The 20,393-nt window shown below is 57.4% G+C and carries 20 protein-coding genes; 2 read left to right on the top strand and 18 right to left on the bottom strand.

All coding sequences use genetic code 11. The features are described 5' to 3' along the window. Positions 1–59 precede the first annotated feature (59 nt). The 7 genes from rfbD to ENH71_RS06555 form a co-directional block, all read right to left on the bottom strand. The gene (rfbD, locus tag ENH71_RS06585; RefSeq protein ID WP_294131438.1) at positions 60–932 is read right to left on the bottom strand and encodes a dTDP-4-dehydrorhamnose reductase; all 873 of its coding nucleotides are present in this window, start codon (positions 930–932) and stop codon (positions 60–62) included. After that, complete coding sequence (gene rfbC, locus ENH71_RS06580) at positions 929–1,504, bottom strand: dTDP-4-dehydrorhamnose 3,5-epimerase (RefSeq protein WP_294131435.1); 576 nt, start codon at positions 1,502–1,504, stop codon at positions 929–931. The genes rfbD and rfbC overlap by 4 nt, the downstream gene beginning before the upstream one ends. Positions 1,505–1,552: 48 nt before the next feature. Beyond that, positions 1,553–2,473: a glucose-1-phosphate thymidylyltransferase RfbA gene (gene rfbA / locus ENH71_RS06575; protein WP_294131432.1), complete on the bottom strand. Its 921-nt coding sequence runs from the start codon at positions 2,471–2,473 to the stop codon at positions 1,553–1,555. A gap of 34 nt (positions 2,474–2,507) precedes the next feature. Beyond that, positions 2,508–3,449, bottom strand: a complete 942-nt coding sequence (locus tag ENH71_RS06570) for an NAD-dependent epimerase/dehydratase family protein (protein WP_294131430.1) — start codon at positions 3,447–3,449, stop codon at positions 2,508–2,510. Then, positions 3,446–4,273, bottom strand: a complete 828-nt coding sequence (locus ENH71_RS06565) for a glycosyltransferase family 2 protein (protein ID WP_294131428.1) — start codon at positions 4,271–4,273, stop codon at positions 3,446–3,448. The genes ENH71_RS06570 and ENH71_RS06565 overlap by 4 nt, the downstream gene beginning before the upstream one ends. Further along, entirely contained in the window at positions 4,274–5,023 is a 750-nt protein-coding gene (locus ENH71_RS06560; RefSeq protein WP_294131425.1) for a hypothetical protein, read from the bottom strand. Between the two features lie 74 nt (positions 5,024–5,097). Continuing rightward, positions 5,098–5,871, bottom strand: a complete 774-nt coding sequence (locus tag ENH71_RS06555) for a PIG-L deacetylase family protein (RefSeq protein WP_294131423.1) — start codon at positions 5,869–5,871, stop codon at positions 5,098–5,100. 127 nt (positions 5,872–5,998) lie between these two features. Here ENH71_RS06555 and ENH71_RS06550 point away from each other — a divergent pair, with 127 nt between their 5' ends. Further along, positions 5,999–6,802, top strand: a complete 804-nt coding sequence (locus ENH71_RS06550; protein WP_294131421.1) for an ABC transporter permease — start codon at positions 5,999–6,001, stop codon at positions 6,800–6,802. Then, the gene (locus ENH71_RS06545) at positions 6,802–8,007 is read left to right on the top strand and encodes an ABC transporter ATP-binding protein (RefSeq protein WP_294131418.1); all 1,206 of its coding nucleotides are present in this window, start codon (positions 6,802–6,804) and stop codon (positions 8,005–8,007) included. The genes ENH71_RS06550 and ENH71_RS06545 overlap by 1 nt, the downstream gene beginning before the upstream one ends. 24 nt (positions 8,008–8,031) lie before the next feature. Here ENH71_RS06545 and ENH71_RS06540 read toward each other — a convergent pair whose 3' ends face one another. From ENH71_RS06540 to ENH71_RS06490, 11 genes are all read right to left on the bottom strand, one after another. Continuing rightward, positions 8,032–9,090 carry a type II secretion system minor pseudopilin gene (locus tag ENH71_RS06540; RefSeq protein ID WP_294131415.1) on the bottom strand — a complete coding sequence of 353 codons (1,059 nt, stop codon included), beginning with the start codon at positions 9,088–9,090 and terminating at the stop codon, positions 8,032–8,034. Then, positions 9,087–9,764 (bottom strand): prepilin-type N-terminal cleavage/methylation domain-containing protein, encoded by a 678-nt coding sequence (locus tag ENH71_RS06535; protein WP_294131409.1) that lies wholly within the window; start codon positions 9,762–9,764, stop codon positions 9,087–9,089. The genes ENH71_RS06540 and ENH71_RS06535 overlap by 4 nt, the downstream gene beginning before the upstream one ends. Continuing rightward, a complete protein-coding gene (locus tag ENH71_RS06530) occupies positions 9,764–10,177 on the bottom strand; it encodes a PulJ/GspJ family protein (RefSeq protein WP_294131406.1) in 414 nt (137 codons plus the stop codon). Before ENH71_RS06530 ends, ENH71_RS06535 begins: the two co-directional genes overlap by 1 nt. Continuing rightward, a complete protein-coding gene (locus ENH71_RS06525) occupies positions 10,167–10,715 on the bottom strand; it encodes a GspH/FimT family protein (RefSeq protein WP_294131403.1) in 549 nt (182 codons plus the stop codon). Before ENH71_RS06525 ends, ENH71_RS06530 begins: the two co-directional genes overlap by 11 nt. Next, positions 10,693–11,112: a type II secretion system major pseudopilin GspG gene (gene gspG, locus ENH71_RS06520; RefSeq protein ID WP_294131401.1), complete on the bottom strand. Its 420-nt coding sequence runs from the start codon at positions 11,110–11,112 to the stop codon at positions 10,693–10,695. Before gspG ends, ENH71_RS06525 begins: the two co-directional genes overlap by 23 nt. Positions 11,113–11,130: 18 nt before the next feature. Next, entirely contained in the window at positions 11,131–13,290 is a 2,160-nt protein-coding gene (gene gspD, locus ENH71_RS06515) for a type II secretion system secretin GspD (protein ID WP_294131398.1), read from the bottom strand. A gap of 69 nt (positions 13,291–13,359) precedes the next feature. Further along, positions 13,360–14,568, bottom strand: a complete 1,209-nt coding sequence (locus ENH71_RS06510; RefSeq protein WP_294131396.1) for a type II secretion system F family protein — start codon at positions 14,566–14,568, stop codon at positions 13,360–13,362. Next, positions 14,565–16,061, bottom strand: a complete 1,497-nt coding sequence (locus tag ENH71_RS06505; RefSeq protein WP_294131394.1) for a GspE/PulE family protein — start codon at positions 16,059–16,061, stop codon at positions 14,565–14,567. Before ENH71_RS06505 ends, ENH71_RS06510 begins: the two co-directional genes overlap by 4 nt. A 3-nt stretch (positions 16,062–16,064) precedes the next feature. Next, positions 16,065–16,652: a GspMb/PilO family protein gene (locus ENH71_RS06500; RefSeq protein WP_294131391.1), complete on the bottom strand. Its 588-nt coding sequence runs from the start codon at positions 16,650–16,652 to the stop codon at positions 16,065–16,067. 2 nt (positions 16,653–16,654) lie between these two features. Beyond that, on the bottom strand, positions 16,655–18,103 hold the full coding sequence (locus ENH71_RS06495; protein WP_294131389.1) for a hypothetical protein: 1,449 nt from the start codon (positions 18,101–18,103) through the stop codon (positions 16,655–16,657). Positions 18,104–18,185: 82 nt separating this feature from the next. Continuing rightward, the gene (locus tag ENH71_RS06490; RefSeq protein WP_294131388.1) at positions 18,186–20,366 is read right to left on the bottom strand and encodes a GGDEF domain-containing protein; all 2,181 of its coding nucleotides are present in this window, start codon (positions 20,364–20,366) and stop codon (positions 18,186–18,188) included. Positions 20,367–20,393 lie beyond the last annotated feature (27 nt).

The raw sequence follows: 20,393 nt of genomic DNA, 5'->3' as shown, positions 1-20,393 counted from the left end.
CAAAAACACCATCCATGAATGGACCTGCAACACCGGTAGAAAATTTTAGCCGGCGCGCATTATTTTTGTATTTGTTTGATAACGTGAACCAGCTCACGTCGCCAATGCTGCGGCTGACAATCCAGCACTGCCATGGTCGCGGTCTTGTCCAGCACACTGAATGACGGCCGCCGGGCCGGCGTCGGATACGCCGTTGTCGGGATGGGATGGATCGGAATCGCCTTGGCCAGCAAGCCCTGTTTGATTGCCTCATCCTGAATGGCGACAGCAAAATCATACCAACTGGCAACGCCGGCATCAGTCCAGTGCAGGATACCCACCGGACGCTTGTCCACGGCGGCTGCGATACAGCGCGCCAGACCCAGCGTTGATGACGGTGTACCAATCTGGTCATCAACAACGTTCAGACTGTCTTTCTCCGCCATCAGGCGCAGCATGGTTGTCAGAAAATTGCGCCCGTATTGTGAATACACCCAGGAGGTGCGCAGCACCAGACTGTTATCGCGGGCCAGATAACGCACATGCAGTTCGCCTTCCAGCTTGGTGCGCCCGTAAATACTTAAAGGGTCGGTCTGGTCATCGGGTGTATAGGGCCGGTGGTTGCGCCCACTGAACACGAAGTCAGTCGACAGGTGCAGCAACCAGCTATTCTGCTCCTTCACCCAGCGCGCCAGATGTTTGGGGCCGGCGGCATTGGCCGCGCGCGCGTCGAGGTCGTCGGTTTCTGCCTGATCAACAGCGGTGTAGGCGGCCGCGTTGATAATCACATCCGGTGCCAGCTCGCCCAGTGTCTTGCGCAGCGCGGTTTCATCACTGATATCCAGCGTGTCGCGACCCAGCGCCAGCAATTCGCAGTCCATCGTTTTGAAATGCTGCTGCAGGGTCTGTCCGAGCTGACCGTTGGCGCCCAGCAATACTATTTTTTGACTCATGTTGAGGGCCTTGTGGTGGCAGGATCGAAAACGGGCGCATCACGTAACAGCAGGCCATCACGATCCTTGGCAGACAGGATCGGCGGTGGCGCACCGGCGATCAGCGGCCAGTCTATTTTTAATGCGGGATCATTCCATAACAGACTGTACTCATCGCCCGGCGCATAGTAATCGGAACATTTGTACACCATTTCCGCGCTGTCGCTGACCACATAAAAACCGTGGGCAAAACCCGGCGGCACCCATAATTGGTGATGGTTTTGCGCCGACAATAAAGCACCAACGCTGGTGCCAAACGTGGGTGAACCCTGACGCATGTCCACTGCCACATCGTAGATTTCGCCGGCTACTACGCGCACCAGCTTGCCCTGGGGTTGCTGCAATTGATAATGCAGTCCGCGCAGAATACCTTGCGCCGATTTGCTGTGATTGTCCTGCACAAATCGAATACCCGGCACCTGTTCATCAAACAGCGACTGGCGAAAGGTTTCCATGAAAAAGCCGCGATGGTCGCCGTGCACGGTGGGCTCCAGCAACAGCACATCAGGGATCGCGGTAGGTGTGATTTTCATATCAGGCAAAAACTCCGGTGTTCAAGTGGCTGGATAAGATGCACGTTGTTAATTCTTGATCAAACGCAGCAGATACTGTCCGTAGCCATTTTTTGACAGCGGCGCCGCCAGCGCGCGCAATTGATCGGCATTGATGTAACCATTGCTGAAGGCGATTTCTTCCGGGCAGGCGATTTTAAGACCCTGCCTTTCCTCCAGTACACGAATAAAATTGGCGGCATCGAGCAATGACTGCACCGTGCCGGTATCGAGCCAGGCCGTACCGCGGTTGAACAGTTCAACCTGCAGTGTGCCACGCTCAAGGTAGGTTTTGTTGACGTCGGTGATTTCCAGCTCGCCGCGTGGTGACGGTGTGATCGATTTGGCGATATCAACAACACTGTTGTCATACAGGTACAGCCCGGTGACCGCATAGTTGGATTTGGGCTGCAGCGGTTTTTCTTCCAGATCTATCGCCGTGTTGTTTTCGTCCAGCGAGACCACGCCATAACGCTCAGGGTCATTGACGTAATAGGCAAAGACCGTGGCACCGCTTTCCTGCAGCATGGCCTTTTGCAGTTTTTCTTCCAGCGAATTGCCGTAAAAAATATTGTCGCCCAGAATCAGACACACACTGTCGTTGCCAATGAATTGCTCGCCGATCAGAAAGGCCTGCGCCAGCCCGTCGGGACTGGGCTGTTCTGCGTACTGCAGATTGATACCCCATTTGCTGCCGTCACCCAGCAGGTGGTGATACAGCGGCAGGTCGGCGGGTGTAGTGATGATCAGGATGTCACGGATACCGGCCTGCATCAGCGTGCTCAGCGGGTAATAGATCATGGGTTTGTCGTACACGGGCATGAGCTGTTTGCTGACAGATATGGTCATCGGATGCAGGCGGGTGCCAGTACCGCCGGCGAGAATAATGCCTTTGGTGGTCTTGTTGCCGTCCTGTTGCCCTGTTGCCTGCTGCCCTGTCGTGTCGCTCATAAGTCCCATATGCCTCAACATCCATTTACTGTGTTTAATGTGTGTCGGTGGTGCCGGCGTCCATTGCCGCAACAATGGCGGGCAGTGCACGGTAAAAATCAGATTGCGGATTATAGCCCAGATCACGCTGGCTTGCCGTGCTGTCCACAGTATAGTTGCGGGCCAGCGCGCGGTAGCTGCGCAGCCCGGGCGAATTGTCGATTGGCAGCAACCGGCCCAGCATTTCCAGGGTCAGCGCGCCCAGGTAGAACACCGCTTTGGGGGTCGCCCAGGCCGGTTGTGATTTACCCAATGCCTGCCGCATCGCCTGCTCCAGCGCCTTGATGTGGTAGACCTGACCATCGGTTAACGGGTAAACCGGCGCACTGGCAGTCACCGGGCAGTGTGCTGCCTGCAGCAGAGCCTGACACAGATCTTCCACTCCGATCAGCGAAAACGCCCGGGTAAAACGCGGCAATGGCGGCATCACACCTTTGCGCATCAGTCGCAGCAACGTGATCAGATTGCCTTTCATGCCCGGGCCATAGACATTGACGGGGCGCAGGATAACAACCTCAATCTGCCCGGCCGCATGGGCCGCCTGCAGTATCGTTTCGGCACGTTGCTTGGCATCACCATAAGCGGTGCGAGGCTGATCGTAAACAGGGTCGGCCAGAATGCTGCTGACATAAACAAAGCGCCTGACGCCGCCGGCAATGGCGGCCTGCAGCAGATTGGCAGTGCCATCAACATTGGTGGCATACAGGGTCTTGATCTGTGCCTGGTTGACGTGCGCATAGGCAGCCAGATGGTAAACCGTATCCACACCCTGACACAGGCCGCTCAACGAGTGTGGCTGCAGCAGGTCATGCTGCGGTCGTTGCAGAGTCCGCACGGTCACCGGTCCGGCTTGCAGCCGTTGTTGCAAAACCCGACCGACAAAACCGCGGGCGCCGGTCAGCAGGACATCAGGCTGGTGGTCGACAGCCGTGGTCATAACCAGCGCCAGCCGTGACTGGAAAAGAAGCGGAAGCCGGAGCGGCCGAACATGACGATATGGCGCAGACCTTTGCGGGCGCTGTTGCCACCCAGATGGGTGATTCGCATCTGCGGCAGATAACCCAGTGACCCCAGCGCGCGGGCGCGCAGAGACAGATCAAAGTCCTCAAAATAAAGAAAATACCGCGGGTCGAAGCCGCCCAGTTGGCGCAGGGCATTATGCCGGAACAGCATGAAACAGCCACTGATGATGGGAACGTCGGCACAAAGCTGATCGGCGGGGAGGTCACGCATTTCATAGTGCGCCAGACGTTTGCTGAAACGTTGTTTGAGCCAGGTCGGGGCAAACCCGCGTAACAAAAAATCCAGCACCCCGGGGTAGCGTTTGCAGCCTGATTCCGGCGCCCCATGACCATCGAAGATGGCCGGTGATACCGCGACAGCCGATGGTGTCTGCTGCAGATATCGGATACCGGCACTGAGCGCCTTGTCATCAACAATAACGTCCGGGTTCAGAATCAGGTAGTACTCGCTGTCGGCACGGTGGATGACCAGGTTGTGCGCCTGACCAAAACCGACGTTGCCATGGCCGGAGATGACATCAAGCGTCACGGCGTCGCCGGATGCGTGAAAACAGTGACGCAGCAGGGTTTCCAGCGCGGCTTCATGATCGGCATTGTCCACCAGTGTGATATGCACGGCGCCCAGTTCGCCCTGGACCCGGGCGTCATCGATCGCCTCGCGCAAAGACCTCAGGGTATCGCTGAGCACGGCCTCATCATAGCCATAAACAACCAGCGATACGGTAAGTTGCACAGACATCTAGAGCGGGACCATCCGGTCTCCGAACGGTGTGCGGACCAGGCGATAACCTTCGGGCACGTCTTCCGGATCAATGCGACGCGGCCGGAAGCGCTGGGCTTCAGCACGGCTGGCTGCGGCATCGGGCTCACCATCACGCTCACGTGCAGCGCGCAGTGCATTAGCAAAAGGGTTCATTGGCTGATCAGCGGTGTTTTGCTCACCGGCGTCAGCATTTTGGGCGTCGCCGTCTTCGGCGCGGCGGTCGCGGCGTCGTTCCGGTTCCGGTGGCGGTGCGACGGGCTCCGCCGTTGCCAGTGCCAGACGCGCGGTATTGCCGTCCTCACAGGTCACGCCCTGATCACTGAATTCAAAGCAGGGGCTGCTGGCGGGCTGTTGCAACAGAACATGACGCGAGGCCACGTGGGTAACGCTGAAGCCGGGGTAGCCCGGGATGGCGGCATCGCCACCGGCGCCGGCATCCACGGTAATAACCTCGCCACTGCTGTCACGGACACTAACTGTGTAACGATCCCCAAAACGGGAGGTGCCGACCAGCGAAAACTGTGGTCCGCCACCGGCAGACACCGATGGGTTGCGAGGTCCGGAGGTCTGTGACTGATCGTTGTCAGTGCCCTGATCGACAGGTTCAAACAACGATAACGAGGTATCTTCGGTCTGAGCCTGAGCAGGCGCCGCCAACCAAAGCGCCAGCACGGCACAGGTAATGGCCGCGGTACAGGTGGCGTGTTTGCTGATGGTTGTGGTCATGGCATTGGTTCCGCTCGGGGCTGTGGTTCCGCTCAGGACTGTGGTCCCGCTAATACTCAGTTAGACGTACCATCTTAGCCTTTAGTTTCCGACACAGCAAAGTAGCGCGCCAGCGCTGCCGTGGTGGCGGCCTGCAAACTGTCGCTTAACTCGTCGTCAGTGAACTGGCAGAAGGCTTCGGCATGACTGACAGTGGCTGGCAAAGAGAAGGTACGTGCCTTGTTCAGTGCCATGATCAGATCGGGGTAGTTATTCTGCGAGTTCTGGCTTGCGTACACGGCCATTGCCTGCTGCTTGGTAGACAGCACCGCGGTGATGTCCAGCAACCGGTTGACCGGGCTCTGCACACTGATCTCGTAAGACCAGAACTGTGGCAGGGCGCCACGCCAGGCGCGGCGCTGCAATTGTTGCCCGGCCTGCCACACCAGTTGCGCCGTCATCCGGTGATCCGGGTGCAACTCCAGCGCGCCGGGGAAAAACACGGTGCCGGCGCCGGTATCTGCTATCGCAGTGGCGATACGCTCACTGAGCGCCGCATCCGGTATCAGACCGCGATCGGGTTGATCCCAGGTGTCGGTGTGGCTGACACCGAGCAATGCGCAGGCTGCGCTCAGTTCCTGTTGCCGGGTTTGCACCAGCGCAGCGGTCTGCGCCGCATCGCTGACGTCACCGCCCAGGGCGCCGTCGGTCAACACAATCACATGCGTGCTGATACCCTGATCTGCCGCCAGCCGCAGGGCGCCGCCCATGCCAAAGGTTTCGTCATCCGCATGCGGAGAAAAAATCAGCCACGGGCCGGGTGGCAAATCATGACATTGGTAAGGTACGAGGACATGTTCTGGATTCATGACGCGAATTGTAGGCGGTTTTAGCGGTATTTTTTAGCGTTTTCTGGCGATTGGTCGCCTTTTTGTGATTAAATTCGCGATCTTACCGGACGGGTTTTCTCCCGCGCCCGGAATAGTCAGGGAATTTATGTTTTTCAGCTTAATGCGTCAATGGGTGCTGTCTCCGGTTCGTCACTTCCGGTTGTTCCACCAATTTGTCCGGCAGGAGTTCAGCGGCCAGTTCGCCGGGTCTCTGGGCGGCTTCCTGTGGCTGTTTGTGACACCCATCGTTAATATCAGCATCTACTCTTTTGTCTTCAGTGTGGTGTTCCGCGCGCCAATACCGGAGAGTTTTGGTGACGTGCCTTTTGTGGTCTTCCTGATGATCGGTTATCTGCCCTGGTTCGCCTTTGCTGATGCCATGGGTCGGGCCAGTGGACTGCTGCTGGAAAAAGCGCCCCTGATTACCAAAGTCATGTTCCCGGTGCAGTTGATCCCCATGGTCGGTACGCTGGTCCCGTATCTGGTCCACGGCATCGCGATTTTTGTGTTCCTGGTATACCTGGCAACGCAAGGCTATTTTGACCTGATGTGGCTATGGTTGCCGGTGGCGCTGGGGCTGCAGTTCCTGTTCACCATGGGCCTGGTCGCCATTCTGTCTGCCTTCTGCGTGTTCCTGCGTGACATTCAGCAAATGGTAACGTTGATGCTGACCGCCTGGTTCTTCCTGACCCCCATCATTTATCCATTATCGCTGTTACCCGAAGACCTGCGCCCGTGGATGATGCTTAACCCCATGCACAGCTTTGTGCAGTTCTATCGCGAAATCATTCTGCTGGGTGATTTCTCGATGCCGCATTTCCAGGTCATGGTGTTCGCCTCGGTGGTCAGTTTCCTGCTCGGCGGCTGGCTGTTCATGCGTATCAAGCACGCGTTCGGAGATGTGCTGTAATGAATAGTATTTCAGTCGAGAACGTGCACAAGGATTTCCGCATCTACGACCGGCCCCAGGATCGCCTGATTGAGCTGCTGTTGCGCACACCACGGCATCGCATGTTTCATGTGCTGCAGGACATCTCTTTCAACGTACCTGAAGGCAAAAGTCTCGGCATCGTCGGCGACAATGGCGCCGGTAAATCCACACTGATGAAGCTGCTGGTGGGCACACTGGAGCCCAGCGGTGGCCATATCGCCATTCGTGGCCAGGTAGCAGCGCTGCTGGAACTGGGCGCCGGTTTCCATCCCGAGTTCAGCGGGCGGCGCAATATACACCTCAACGCCAGTTTGCTGGGTGTGCCGGATGACGATATTGATGCGCTGGAAAACGACATCATAGAATTCTCCGAGTTACGCGACTTTATCGATCGGCCGGTGAAGACCTATTCTTCCGGGATGTATGTACGACTGGCATTTTCCATTGCCACCATGGTGCGCCCCGACGTGCTGGTCATTGACGAAGCACTTTCTGTTGGCGACATTGCGTTCCAGAAGAAATGTGTGCAGCGCATGAATGAGTTTCGAGAACAGAACAAGACCATGGTGTTCTGTAGTCACTCCATGTATCACGTGCAGGAATTGTGCGACACCGCGATCTGGCTGGAGAATGGCAGGATCCGCGAAATGGGCAAAAGTGCCGACGTCGTTGCGCTGTATGAAGACTATAGCAACAGTCGCCGCGTCTACACCAAAGGTGAGGAGCAGGCCAATAGCCATCAGGATGAAAAACCGGAGGCGGTCAAGGATTGTCGCATTCTGCAAACCCTGGTGCGCAATATCGACGGCGAACTGATTGACACGATTGATCCGTTACAGGATTTTGTCATGGAGCTGCAGGCGGAAATATTAAACGACAATGTTATCTGCTATTTCGGCTTTGCGCTGATGAAAGATCTGGAAGAGGTGATGTCATCCTATCTCGCCATTGACCGGCCGGAAGTTGAACATGGGCCGTTCAAAAAAGGTGAGCGCATTACCGTGCAGGTTCGGGTGCAGGCCATGGCCATGCGCGTGGGAAAATTCCATGTGCTTAGTGGCGCCGCTGACGAAAGTGGACTGCTGTGGTACGACACGCGCCTGAGCAAGGAAATCAATATCAACCCGGGCAAGGGTTGGGGCACACTGGTGATGCGCTCGTCCTGGAGCATGCAGCGCGACTGATCTCCTGCCGGGCTACCGGCATCGTTACCGGTCTATCCGGGCGGGTGTGGTATCCGGCAGACGGGCATAGGGATTAACCTGATAAATGCGCGCGCGGTTATTAAACGAACGTACTTCCATCACCTGCATGTAAGCCTGTTGCACGGGATCGTCCGGCAACGCGTTTGCTGCCGGTTCAGAGTCTCGCCCGGTATCTTGATCAGCGCTGCTGTCCCGCGCCGGATACGCGTACACCGAATAGAAACTCGAGGTGTTAAAACCCAGCCAGGGTGACAGCTCAACCATGGCTTCCAACGGTACAATTTCTCCGATTTCGCGCATTGCGCGAAAATCCGTTTGTTCGCGGTGCGCAATGATTTCTTCAATCAGTTCTGCGTCCAGCCCCGGCAGCAACATCATCGCCTCACGGGTTGCCAGATTCAGGTTTACCGCCTCACCGGTGCCATAAATGGTAAACGCAGCGTCCAGGTTCACGTCAGCGAACAGCTGATCAAAACCTCGAATCAGACGCAGCTCCTCCACGGTGTCCATCTCCGGCGCATTACGTGCGGTATAGGGCGTCTCCAGTGACTCATAATATTCGTCCTCCGCGCCGCCCGGCGTCAACAGGGAATTCAGGTCCAGCCAGTCATCCCAGGCCGCCAGCAGTTCCTGCACCTGTCGCGGGTCGAAACCGTCACCCAGGCGTTTTTCGATAATCAGTTGCAGGCGGGAACGTTCCAGCCGGTTGAGATTGATCTTGCCGGCGTGGTCGTATATGCGTACTACCTTGTTGCTGTCCGCAGCATAGTTAAGCGTCAACGGCTGACCATTAAAACGATACGCCGGAATACGGAATTCGCCGTCCTCGTTCAGCGCCAGTTCCTGACCGACGGGCACCGGCATACGCTCCATCATCAGTTCCATTTCGGCCTTGTGCATGGTCGCCATCACGGCAGCATAATCCTGGTTGGCTGCCTTGTTGTGGAACGCAGTGGTTGCTGACAATCGAATATTGGCGGCCAGCACCGTGACCAGGATGGTCATCACCACGGCGGTCCACAACACCATGATCATTACGGCGCCGCGCTGTTGTGCGATCATTGCAGCAACCCCGTAGTCGGCGCCAGGCTGCGGTGCTCCACCGTCCTGATCGGGGCAATAACATTAATCTCTTCGCTGCGCGCGCTGTCAGCATCGGGTCGCAGCAGGATATGCACCGCCATGGGCAATGCTGTCAGTTCATCACCGGCCCAGGTGTCGCGCCAGCGCCGTGCAAACTCCAGATCTTCGAACAGGTAATTGAACTCGACAGTGTAGTCGGCCAGCAGCAGACGTGGCTCGGCATCCTGCAGACGCTGCTGCGGATTGTCGCTCAGTGCCGGCGCCAGTTGCAGATACACCCCGGTCCCGGGTTCATCATACAGACGCCAGGCGGTGAGGCCGGCATTGCGTTGCGGCGACACGGTCGACACCCAGCTCAATGCCTCTGGTTCGCCGGTAAAAAACACATGGCGGGCAAGCGTGTCGGTATCGCGGTAACTGTGAGGAAAGGCACCCTGCAGGGCGCGCTCCAGTTGCAACAGGGCAACCGTTTCATCCAGTGATCTTTCCAGCCCCTCTGCATTGTTGTCCCAGTCACGCACCACGCCATACATACCGGCCGTTAACATGGTCAGCAGCATCGCGGTCAGTGACAGCGCGATCATGATCTCGAGCAGGGTGAAGCCCTGTGACCTGGCTGGCGTGGCTGGCGTGGCTGGGGCTAATGATGACATCACTGCGGCAGCTCCAGACGTATCCAGCGCACACCGGCAATGACTTCATCAGTATCACTGTCGATGACCTGATAGGACTGCAGCAGATTGTTCATCGGCGCGGTACGCCGCAGCACGTCCGGCAATATGTCATCTGCCCGGGTCTGGTAGCGGTCATTGGTCATGATGGGCTCTATGTCGCGGTAGTCATTTTCCAGCAGCGAAAAATTGATTTGCGCCCGCGCTGCCATGGTGTCCTGCAAAGTCGATTGGGTGCGCACTGCCAGTTGTTTGCTGCCTGCCGCCAGGCTGAATAAACCACCCAGCACCAGACTGGTGATGGTCAGTGCCACCATCACTTCCAGCAGGGTGAAACCGCGGTGGCGGCGGGGGCGGGGGCGGGGGCAAGAGCAAGGGCCAGGTCTATTCTTCATCCTGCACCTGTACGCGACCTGAGAACGGATCCACACTGATGGTCAGCAGACGACTTTCCTGCTGCATGATCAACTCGCCACCCGTGCTGCCGCCTTCGGGGTAAAACGTAACCAGGATACGGCGATCCACCGACGCGTCCTGGCCGGCGCTGTCACGATAACTGAGATCAATATTGTCGCCAACCCAGCGCCCGACGATATCGGCCTGTTGCGGATCGGGCTCTCTACCGGTATCGCGGCGGGCCTCGTCGTCGGCATCATATGCGGCGCTCAGGAATTCGATGCTGGCGGGTGTGCCCTGCACAACCGCCATGCGCCGGGCGTAGTTCAGCAGACCGGTGGCCTCGCGTGTCTGCGCGTTAAACCCGGGCGAGTCCAGAGTGGCCAGCCCCGGTCCCAGCAGCGTCGCCGCCATGCCCAGAATGGCCAGCACCAGCAGCAGTTCGAGCAGGGTGAAACCACGCTGCCGGACACAGTGAGGCCGGGCTGCCGCCGGACAAACGCGGGACTTTCTGTCAGATACTGATATCGGCGTCATTACCCTCGCCACCATCGCGGCCGTCAGCACCATAGGACATCAGCGTATAGTCACGGCCCTCAGACTCATACTGGTAGTCATTACCCCAGGGGTCCACCGGCAGCTCGCCACGGATGTAGGGACCATTCCAGGTAGAGCGACCGCTGGTGTCGCGTACCAGACCGTCCAGTGAATCCGGGTATTGCCCGATATCCAGGCGATAGGCGTCCAGAGCGCTGCCCAATGATGAAATCTGAGACAGCACCGCATCACGACGCGCACTGTCGGCCTGATTGAACAGGTTGGGTGCAACCATTACCGCCAGCATGCCCAGAATGGCCATCACAATCAGCAATTCGATAATGGTAAAACCGCGCTGTCTGACGGCTGTTTGTGCCATGCACTGGTATGACTTCATATCTGATTCCTCACGTCGTTAGTTCTGTTCCGAGAGCATTTCCGCGGCCAGCTCAAACCGGCTCAGGATCTCACGGTAGCTGGCATCTGTCTGCTCATTGACATTGATTATTTCCGGTCGAATGACAATAAACAACTCTCGCCGTTCATTGTTGTCGCGTGTATAGCTGAACAGGCGGCCAATCCCCGGTACCTGATTAAGAAAGGGCACACCGGTGTTCAGGGCATCGTTGTTGTTCTGGATAAGGCCGCCCAGCACCACATTCTCGCCATCACGCACGACAACGGTGGTTTCGATTTCCTGGTTTTCGAAGATCGGGTTGCCGCTGACGCCGGAGGCTTCCGAGACCGATGACAGTGACTGCCGGATCACCAGATTGATGACACCTTCACCATTGATCCGCGGTGTAATATTGAGTTCGATACCGGTATCACGATACTGGATATTCTCGGTAGTGCCGACATTGGTTGTGGTTTCACCCAACCGCACCGGCACCTCGGCACCAATACGGATCTGACCTTCCATATTGTTGACCACTGTCAGGGACGGTCGCGCCAGCAGGCGCACATCGTTGTTGACTGCGATCGCCTCCAGCGTTGCTTCGACCCGGGCGGCACCATCCAGGAATGCCCGGTTAAACAGCAAGCCTCCCAGGCCGGAGCCGCCGTCAGCGCGCGAGGGCAGGAAACCGGTGCTGACCCGGGTGGTGCCGGTCGCTGTCTCCAGTACGCGCGACCAGTCGACACCAAAGGCGGTATCGTCGGTCAGCACAACCTGTGCGATGGCGGCATTCAACATGACCTGCAACGGCGCGGTGTCCAGCTGATTGATAATGGCCAGCAACTGCCGGTAGTCCCGTGGATTGCTGCGGATCAGCAGGGTATTGGTGGCGTCGTCGGCGACAATGGTCACCCGCAGGTCTGCTGATACCGCTACCGTGGATACGGTCTGGCCCGAATCGTTGGCACTGACTTGACTGCGAAAGACCGGTTGCCCCTGCTCGTTGAGCTCGACCACCGTTCCGCGTTCGCCTTCCTGGTCCTGTCCGTTATTGCCGGGCACCGTTTCATTGTCGTCTTCACGGCGGAACACCTCGGTCAGGGTTGTGGCCAGTTCGGTGGCGTTCAGGTTTTTAACCTGATACCGAAACAGCTGTTCAGCCTGCTCCTGCCGGTCTGCATCCAGTATGCGAATCCAGCGGCTGATTTCATCGAAGCCGCGACTGGCCGGCGCTGTCACCAGCAGGGAATTGATACGCTCCAGCGCCTGCACCTGAAACGCCGGGGATCCGCCTTCAATCAATAACAAAATATCCTGTAACTCCACTGCAACATCACCGGCACTGGCGTTGCTTAATGGATATAGCTGAATACCCTGATTTCGGAACGGATCATCATCAATCAAATCCAGCAGTTCGTTGACCCGGGAGAGTTGGCTGCGACTGGCAGAGACTGCCAGCGTGTTGCTGTTGGAGATACGAATAACGGAGCCATCAGGCTCGACCAGCGGTGTCAGTATTTCCAGCGCCGATTCCACGGAAACGTAAGTCAGCGGCGTAATCTGCATGACGTAGCTGGCGGAGCCACGCTGCAGACTGTCAGGCGTGGTGATTTCCACCGGCAGGCTGGAATCACCCTTGCTGGCGTAATAAACGTCACCTACGCGCTCCAGCAACACACCGTTTTGTCGCGTCAGCAACCGCACCAGCGGCCAGATATCATCGTAAGCCAGAGGCCGGTTGGCGGCGGTACGGATGCTGACAAGGTCGGCGATGGTCGGGTCGATGATCATGGTAATGTCGAGCGCGTCAGCCAGCTCGGTCAGCACATCACGCAGATCGGCCTGTTCATAGTTCAGTTCCACGATATCCTGCGCGGGCGCCTGTGTCGGCAACGGTACCGCTTCACGATAACCATCGGCGCTGAGAGGTTCGCCATCGCGGTTGATCTGCGCAATCAGGGCCTGTCGCTCCGCAGCATCGGCCGCCTCTGCCCGCTGGCGGGCGGATAAATCTGCCGTCGACTGCGCGCTGTCCGAACTGGCTGCGGTCATTGCCGTCGTGCGGGCCGGTGGCGCCGTGCGCTGGCTCTGACTGCCGTTGTCTGTCTGCATGGAGGCGCAGGATGACAGCGCGACTGCAAACCCGAGCAAGGCGATTGGCCTGATGTTTCCTTTCACGTTCCGTACTCCCGGTAATTGTCGTCACACCTGTGTCTGCAAAGCAGTAACGACGATACTTGCCTGACGTTAGAATTGTACTGCGTTCATACTGAACACCGCAGACAGCATGGTGATGGTGATACCACCCACTGCGATACCCAACAACAGAATCAGTCCGGGCTGCAGGGCAGATACCAGACTGGCCATTTGATTTTTTACGTTCTGATCGAAGGTCTCGGCGGTTTTCAGCAGGATACTGCCGGTTCGCCCGGACTCTTCACCGACGGCTACCAGTTGGTGCAACAGGGTCGGAAATGCACCGGCTTTTTCCAACGAAATCCCCAGTCCGGCGCCACCTCGCACATCTTCTTCGACGCGCGCCAGCAATCGCACCAATTCGGTATTGCTGACCACCTCACGTGCCACCCGCAAGGCACGGATCAGCGGAATGCCGGCACCCAGCAATGCCCCCAGGGTACGGGCAAATACCGCGCAGTCGCGATACAGTAACAAATGGCCCAGCAATGGTGTGCGCAGCAAAAACGCATCTTTACGCAGCTTGCCGGCCGCGTCGCGGTCCTGCCACCGCCACCAGAACACGATAGCCACGATCATCAGCACAAACAGATAGCCGTACTGTTTGACGCCATCACTCAGGGCGAGCAGAAATGCCGCCGACGCTGGCACATCAGTGCCGGCGTCCTGAAACATGATGGCAAACTGGGGAATCACAAACACCAGCAGCAGGAACACGGATATCACACCTGTGACCAATAATACAATCGGGTATACCATGGCAGAGATTATCGCCTGCCGGTTGTTAGCACTGGTTTCCAGAAAATCAGCGAGGTCCGGCAACAGCTGATGCAGAATGCCGCCTTCCTCACCGGCACGAACAATATTGATATACATTCGGGAGAACACATCAGGCCGGGTTTCCATGGCCTCGGCCAGACTCTTGCCTTCCTTGACGTCACGCCGCATGGTCACCACCAGTTCGCGCATGGCGCTGGATTCAGTGATGCCCTCCAGTAGTCGCAGCGCCTTGTCCAGTGGCACGCGGGCATCCACCAGAGTCCGCAGACCGGTAGTAAAATCGAGCAGATCGCGCTGCCGGATTTTTTTGCCGGTGCGCACACGTTTTTCACTGTCGCTGGCACGGCTGATTTTCACGGGCACCAGCTGCCGGCCTTTCAGCAACTTGACCGCTTCGCGCTCCGAATTCGCGGCGATATGTCCGCTTTGCACGTTGCCGGCCGTATCATAGGCCTGGTAACTGAACTGGCTAACGCTCATGATGCCGCTCCGGCACGGGTAACCCGGACCACTTCCTCGGGTGTCGTCATGCCCGCAGCAAGTTTCTCCAGAGCATCTTCGCGCAGGGTTTTCATGCCTTCCTGTATGGCCTGGTTGCGAATGATATTGGCATCGGAACCGGTAGCAATTTCATGGCGGATGGCGTCGGACATGACCAACAGTTCATACAAACCGATACGGCCTCGATAGCCGGTTTCACCGCAACGTTCGCAACCTTTGCCGCGACGGACATGCGGGTAGTCCTGCGCACGAATTTGCAACACCTGCTCTTCGTCAGGCGTTATGGTGTGCGGCTCACCGCAATCGGTACAGATACGTCGCACCAGACGCTGGGCCTGCACACACAACAGGCTTGAGCTGATCAGGTAACCTTCAACCCCCATGTCCTGCAGTCGGGTAATGGCGCCGGCGGCATCATTGGTATGCAGCGTGGAGAACACCAGGTGTCCGGTCAGCGCGGATTCGATCGCAATCTCGGCGGTTTCATGGTCACGGATTTCGCCCACCATGAGGACATCGGGATCCTGCCGCACGATGGAGCGCAAACCGGCAGCAAACGTCAGCCCGATAGCCGGATTAGCCTGTATCTGGGTGACGCCCTCAAGCTGATATTCCACCGGGTCTTCTACGGTGATGATCTTGGTTTTCTGGCTATTGATCTTTTCCAGCGTGGCATACAGAGTCGTGGTTTTACCGCTACCGGTGGGACCGGTGATCAGAATCATGCCGTGGGGCTGGTTGATCAGATTTTGGTAGCTGCCCAGAATATTATCCGGCATGCCCAGTTGTTGCAGACTGACTGCGGTATCGCCGCGATCCAGAATACGCAAAACAATGGATTCGCCGTGCACACCGGGTAAGGTCGACACCCGCATGTCGAGCTGCTTGCCACCGGTGCGGAAATCAATGCGGCCGTCCTGCGGCAGTCGCTTTTCACCAATGTCCATGCGGGCCATCAGTTTCAGTCGGGATGCCACGGCGGTGGTGATACGTCCTGGCAGTCGCTCTATGCGATGCATGATGCCGTCGACACGGCATCGCACATCAAGGTGTTCTTCATTGGGCTCAAAATGGATGTCGCTGGCATTGAGATCCAGTGCGCGCGCAAACAGGTGATTCACCAAACGGATGATCGGCGCTTCCGAGGCCAGGTCCTTGAGCTCTTCATCGTCTTCAAAACCGGAAACAAACAGATCATCAGTACCGGCAGCATCGATGGTCGGCGACAATTCCGCGCGCCAGTGTTTGATCAGTCGCCTGACTTCATCCGGTTGCGCCGGACGAAAGCGTAATGGTAACGAACTGCTGCCCAGCCCGGCATTATTCAATACAAATCTGATGCGCGCGCGCAGCTGGCTGTCCGGCAGATTGTCACACACCAGTTCATGGCTATCGACAAAGTTGTGCGCAGGAGCGATACCGGCAGGCTCCAGCAACTGGGTAAATACCGGCAGGCTGATGACATTGGCCATGGCTCAGTCTCCTTCCGGGTTGGTACTGGTATCGCGGCTGAATCCGACCACGGTAATGTCGCCACTGTACATGTTGCGATTGCGACGCATGCTGAAATAGCTAATCGCCAACCTGGGCTCGGAGGCATCAAGTCGTGCCAGAAAATCCATGGTGTCGCTCTGATTAGTCAGGTTAAAAGACAGGGTTTGTTCAACCAGCAACCAATCATCGGTCTCACGCGACTCGGCCAGGCTACTGGAAGTAATGGTGACACCTGACTCTTGAGCAATTTGCCGGACCCGCCGCTGGATATTCGCCGCCAGCACCGGGACTGTCGGCAAGGCCGTGCCGTTTCCGGTGAAAAGCTGTGCATCCAGAGTCTGCAGTTGCTGATCGATATCCTGACGCCGCTGCTGCCAGAGTTCGGCATCATCCTGAAGACGTTGCTCGCGCTCAATGTCCAGGCGCAACCGCTCAATGGTCTGCGCGCGTTCATTGTAGTGCTCGCGCGCTAACGGCGCGCCGTAGGAAAGGCATATCACTAACGCCAGCACCAATGCCAGACGCAGGATTATTTTTTCCCGTGATGTCAGCGTTCTAAGTCCCGGCATTATTACTGTGCCTCCGGGAAGTACCATTCCAGGTAGGCAGGGAAGTTCACCGTGGTCAGTCGCAGGTCAATGTAAAAACGATTGTTGCTGGTGGCACGGGCAAAATCCACTTCGGTGAACATGGGGTTCATTTCAAGTTGCTGCAACAGGCCTTGCGGGTCGTCACTCTCGCCTTCAATGCTGACATAACCTTCGTCCAGCTCCAGAAATGTCAGCACGTTGGGACTGACTTCGGCCTGCAATGCCAACAACATCGCCGGTACGTCCTGACGCGGAAATTCGGTGAGTACACCCCAGCGCGATTCGAAGTCACGCACGGCGAGCTGGTCTTCCCGCGCCGGTGTCGCCAGTTCCTGTTGCTCCGCCAGAGTGTTGTCCAGGCTGCGTAACTGAAAGGACTGAACCAGGAAGGGAATCGCAGCCAGAAACGTGGCGGCGGCGACCACTGCCGCTGCCAGCCACAGGCGCTTGCCTTTGTCGAACTGATGCCGGGCGGCAAGGGCAGCGTCAGGTACGATCGCGTAAGCATAACTGGCCTGTTGCGCCCCGCCTGCATCAAGCTGTCGAATGCTGTTCAGATAATCGTCAGCGCTGTGCAGCGTAGCCACCTCCGACGCCGATTTTGTCAGCACCTCGGTTTCTGCCTGCCATTGTTCAGCAAAAGCAGGCGCTTCAAGATCCGCCAGACTGGTTTGCAGACACTGCCGAATGACGCCGTCGCGGTGTAGCAGAATCGAGCTGTGCTGGCTGTCCTGATCTTCGATCAGGGCCGCACGCTGGTGTTGTGCCAGCAGCGCAGCAGGTCGAGGCATTACCGCAGCGAGAAACAGCGATTGCTCAGCAAATGCCGTATGCAAGGTGTTCAGGGTCGCCGTTGGCAACCAGAATGCGATATGAGGTTCAGCACTACCGCCAGCGGTGGAGGAGCCGTCAGCGGATAAAAAGCCGTCAGCGGATACAGAGCCATCAGCGGTTAAAGAGCCGTCAGCGGTTAAAGAGCCGGATTGTCCTGCGGCGTGAACAGCAAGGCTCAGCGGATCATCGTAGCCGGGTATCAGGCTGTCAGCCTGCAGTTGCAAGGCGGGCCGAATGGCAACTGGCGCCACGCCCGGCAGGTTGACCGGTGTGGCGAGAAAATCAGCCGGTGGTAACAGCAGCAGGACGTTGTTGACCGCGTTGCGCGCCGAGTTCCGGGCGCTATCGGTGACATCCATGTCGGCCAGCAATATGGCGGCGGCGTTCGCGATACCCACGGCATGCCCGGCCGCATCAACACCGGCGCCGATTTCGCGCCAGCGGCTGCTATCCAATCGATAGAGTTTGTCGTCGAATACCATCAACACAACATTGATGCGACGCAATAGCGCACTGGCCGGATCAGTCGTGTTTAGCGAACGTCCTGCCTTGGACAGCAATTCACGGACCTGATCGCCGATGTCGCTCAATCCCATGTTATCGATCCCTGTTGGTGTTTCCTGCCGCGTTGGCTTCCTGTGACGGTTGGCAGCGCAAAAAAGTTTGGGCTGAAAGCTCTCAGCTCTCGTGACGGTCTCTGTGCACCCGGTTGCGGCCGTCTGCCTTGGCTTTGTACAGGGCGCTGTCAGCCCGGTCAAACAGTGATTCGGGGCCATCGTTATGGATAGCCTCGGTGACGCCAAAGGACACGGTTATTTTCAACTGCCGCTCCTTAAAATGAAACGGGATGTTGGCGATCGCTTCACGTACTTTGTTCAGTGCATGTTCCGCGTCAGCTGGCCGGGTATGAGGCATGATGATAACAAACTCTTCGCCTCCATAGCGCGCCACAAAATCGGAGTCACGTAACCGCGATACCAATTCCTTGCTGATGATTTTCAGCACTTTGTCTCCGGCCAGATGACCATAGGTATCGTTTATCTGTTTGAAACTGTCAACGTCAGCCACCGCCAGGCATAGCGATCGGTCGTCGTCACGGCGTTCGTGGCTGGCACCTTCGCGCCAGTCGTCCAGAATTTTGCGCAGGCGATTGTTGTAGGCCTCACGATTAGGCAGATCGGTCAGCGTGTCCGTTTGTGCTTTTTCCTGCTGCTGCGACAGGTGCAGCCGCAATTCCCTGGACTCGGTCTCAAGTGCACCGATGCGCTCAATCAACAGACGCATTTCACCGGTCATGCCATCATCCTGTTGCTTGCGCTGGGACTTGAAGGTATCCAGTGAGCTGAGAATGGCACCGATCTGCGATTGCACGCTGACTTTTAATGTATCGAGGTCGGCATCGGAGTCGGCAACAGCATTGCTGATGTCGCTAATCTGCTCACGCACCCTGGCATCCAGGGCCGCGTCGGCAGCAGCGCTCTGGTCAGCGTGTTTTTGGGACGTGTCTACAAAGGCCTGCACCTGCGCGAGGCTTTCGTTCACTTCGGCAAGAAAATCCTGAAATTCAAGACGCTGATCGTCTGCTGCGTTGCGCAATATCTGCAGAATTTCCTCCAGCACGGCAACAAAGTCGTACCAGTTGAGACCTTTGAGAATATGACGCCTGATGGTATCAGCCAGGTTTACCGATTCACCGGTGATGTGGATGGACTCGAGTATACGCAGCAGCAATGGCTCGACATGCCCGGCGATAAAGGAAAATGCCGGCTCCGCCAGCCCGGAGCGGTCACGAATGAGTTCTCCTTCTATGCTGTCACTGTCATCAGGCTCCAACTTGACCTGATGCTGACCCTGACGCAGGGCGCTGTCTTCCAGGTCGTTTGCCCGACCACTGATTTTTTGGGCGGTGACAGAGACATCGTCTGCGCCGCCGTGCTCCGGGTCCTGCTCTGTTTCCAGATGAATCTCGTGACCGTGCGCCGGGTCAGCGAGGTCGTCCCGGTCCATAAGCTCGCCGGTGATGGCATCGTCTTCGGTGTAGGGGGGGGGCTCTTTGCGCGCTGAGGGCTCTTTATCCGCTGAAGGCTCTTTGCGCGCTGAGGGCTCTTTGCGCGCTGAGGGCTCTCTATTCGCTGAGGGCTCTCTATGCGCTGAGGGCTCTTTCCCCGCTAAGGGCTCTTTTCTGGCTGACGGCTCTTTCCCCGCTGAGGGCTCTCTGTTCGCTGAAGGCTCTCTATGCGCTGAGGGCTCTCTATTGGCTGACGGCTCTTCGTCAGTTGGCCTGGCGGGGTCGCTGGCGCCGAACAGACGTTGCCACAGGCCGACGCTGGCGTTGGACTGGCTGGCGGCAGCCAGATGTTGTTGTTCCTGTTCTTTGAGGGCTTGCACCGATTCGCTCAGTAGTTCGATGAACTGGCGGATCAAACCGGTGTGTTGCTGCGGATCTTCCAGGCGGGAAGACAGGCTGCGGGAGAATTTTTTTAACTGGCGGCGGGATGGGCCGGGCAGGGGGACCTGTTCCAGCTCTTTGATGCTGCTTTCAAATGCCTGTTTCAGGGCCCAGGTACTGGCGTTTTTTTCATTGTCCAGTCGGATGATGGACTTTTCGATGTGCTCCAGTAAAGCTTCCAGACCGGTTTCGCGATCATCGTTGCGCAAAGTGCTGCGCAACTGGGTCAACTGTTTGTCGAGGACCGGGTCATTGCCGTCACCAGCGAGGCTGACACCGAGCAGACCCCGGCGCAGCAAACGAATCCGGTTACTGAGGGATTTTTCGCGCTCCTCGTGTTCTTCCAATGCATCAAGAAACTTGCGTTTCCAGCGCAGCGCTTCTTCACCTTCTTGCATCCGGTGAACCATAGGTCCGTTTCCTGACGCCGGTCTCAG

This window comes from Pseudohongiella sp. (genome assembly GCF_011050365.1).
Classification (GTDB): domain Bacteria; phylum Pseudomonadota; class Gammaproteobacteria; order Pseudomonadales; family Pseudohongiellaceae; genus Pseudohongiella.
This window is presented reverse-complemented; position numbering and strand designations above follow the sequence as displayed.